2 rRNA genes (1 of these 2 cut by a window edge) are annotated in these 2,500 nt (G+C 52.8%); both read left to right on the forward strand.

Annotated elements, in window-relative coordinates:
• Positions 1 to 1,709: ribosomal RNA gene (locus BLS62_RS20710) — 23S ribosomal RNA — on the forward strand; it begins 1,021 nt to the left of the window's first position.
• Between the two features lie 274 nt (positions 1,710 to 1,983).
• Positions 1,984 to 2,098 (forward strand): 5S ribosomal RNA (gene rrf, locus BLS62_RS20715).
• Positions 2,099 to 2,500 lie beyond the last annotated feature (402 nt).

The following is a 2,500-nucleotide window of genomic DNA, read 5'->3' on the forward strand; positions in this document are numbered from 1 at the left end:
CAACCAGGATGTTGGCTTAGAAGCAGCCATCATTTAAAGAAAGCGTAACAGCTCACTGGTCTAAATAAGGGTCTCCGCGCCGAAAATGTACCGGGGCTCAAGCCATACACCGAAACTGCGGGCTTAGTTTATCTAAGCGGTAGCGGAGCGTTCTGTAGGCCGATGAAGGTGGACCCGTGAGGGCTGCTGGAGGTATCAGAAGTGCGAATGCTGACATGAGTAACGATAAAGAGGGTGAGAGACCCTCTCGCCGAAAGTCCAAGGGTTCCTGCGCAACGCTAATCGGCGCAGGGTTAGCCGGCCCCTAAGGCGAGGCCGAAAGGCGTAGTCGATGGGAACGGGGTTAATATTCCCCGGCCTGTGGGTAGTGACGGATGCCGTGTATCGTATCTCCTTATTGGATTGGAGATGCGGTGAAGGTGTTCCAGGAAATAGCTCCCACGATAAGACCGTACCCTAAACCGACACAGGTGGACAGGTAGAGTATACCAAGGCGCTTGAGAGAACTGTGCTGAAGGAACTCGGCAAATTGCTCCCGTAAGTTCGCGAGAAGGGAGCCCAATGCGAAGGCAACTTTGTATTGGGGGCACAGAATTGGGGGTTGCGACTGTTTATCAAAAACACAGGGCTCTGCGAAGCCGCAAGGCGACGTATAGGGTCTGACGCCTGCCCGGTGCTGGAAGGTTAAGAGGAGTTGTGCAAGCAGCGAATTGAAGCCCCAGTAAACGGCGGCCGTAACTATAACGGTCCTAAGGTAGCGAAATTCCTTGTCGGGTAAGTTCCGACCTGCACGAATGGCGTAACGACTTCCCCGCTGTCTCCAGCACAGACTCAGTGAAATTGAATTCCCCGTGAAGATGCGGGGTTCCTGCGGTTAGACGGAAAGACCCCGTGCACCTTTACTACAGCTTCACACTGATATTCGTGATGACATGTGTAGGATAGGTGGTAGACGTTGAAACCAAGGCGCCAGCTTTGGTGGAGTCATCCTTGAAATACCACCCTTGTCCTCATGGATATCTAACCGCGGTACTACAATACCCGGGACCGTGTGTGGCGGGTAGTTTGACTGGGGCGGTCGCCTCCCAAATGGTAACGGAGGCGCGCGAAGGTAGGCTCAGAGCGGTCGGAAATCGCTCGTTGAGTGCAATGGCATAAGCCTGCCTGACTGCGAGACTGACAAGTCGAGCAGAGACGAAAGTCGGTCATAGTGATCCGGTGGTCCCTCGTGGAAGGGCCATCGCTCAACGGATAAAAGGTACGCCGGGGATAACAGGCTGATGATGCCCAAGAGTCCATATCGACGGCATTGTTTGGCACCTCGATGTCGGCTCATCACATCCTGGGGCTGGAGCAGGTCCCAAGGGTTTGGCTGTTCGCCAATTAAAGTGGTACGTGAGCTGGGTTCAGAACGTCGCGAGACAGTTCGGTCCCTATCTGCCGTGGGTGTAGGAATATTGAGAGGATCTGTCCCTAGTACGAGAGGACCGGGATGGACGTACCTCTGGTGGACCTGTTGTGGCGCCAGCCGCATTGCAGGGTAGCTATGTACGGAAGGGATAACCGCTGAAGGCATCTAAGCGGGAAACCCACCTTGAAACTAGTATTCCCTTGAGAGCCGTGGAAGACCACCACGTTGATAGGAGGCATGTGGAAGCATAGTAATATGCGAAGCTGAGCCTTACTAATAGCTCGATTGGCTTGATCACTCCCATTAAGCTATAATCACAAATGACAAACTTCTAAGTTTGTCACATAGGCCTGCTCAAAAAAGCAGATAAGCCTATGGATGAAAATGACAAATACTAAGCCAGTCACTTGGCTAACAAAATAGACCAGTTCAATATACAAGATCAGATAGATGACGCTAATCATCAATCTGAAAGATGCTTGAAACCTCAAGCCGTGGATCGTAAACCAAGATCCGCCTGAGGTGCAAAGCACTCTCAGACAAGCTGATCGCAATTATGTATGTTTATCCTGCCCGGTGGCTATGGCGGGGCGCCCCCACCCGATCCCATCCCGAACTCGGAAGTGAAACGCCCCTGCGCCAATGGTACTTCGTCTCAAGACGCGGGAGAGTAGGGCGCTGCCGGGCATGATAAACATACAAAATATCTTCAAAATAACCAGAATTACCCAATATACAAAACCCCCGTTGCTTTATAGCGCGGGGTTTTGTCGTTCTAGCGAACCCGCCCTCATAATGAAGGCGGGTTTTTTGTTGTCCGGAGTTTGGGAACAAAGGATAGGCTGTTCTTGCTGCGGTCATCTGAATTGCCGCACCTCTAGTCTAGAGAGGAAAGCTGTCTCCCATCCCGCTCATACCTCCAGAGCGTTCCTCTTGGGAGCTGCTGTTTATCGGAGCAAGGTTTAGGTTGGTTCGGTCATCTTGGTCACGGCGTGAAGCTCTGGGTCCCGGGTCTGCGCCCGGGATGACACCGTGAGGAGGGCAGACTGGACAATGGGCTGGCGACATCAGGTTCGTGAGGCTGCTGAG

This window comes from Pseudovibrio sp. Tun.PSC04-5.I4 (assembly GCF_900104145.1).
In the GTDB taxonomy this organism is placed as follows: domain Bacteria; phylum Pseudomonadota; class Alphaproteobacteria; order Rhizobiales; family Stappiaceae; genus Pseudovibrio.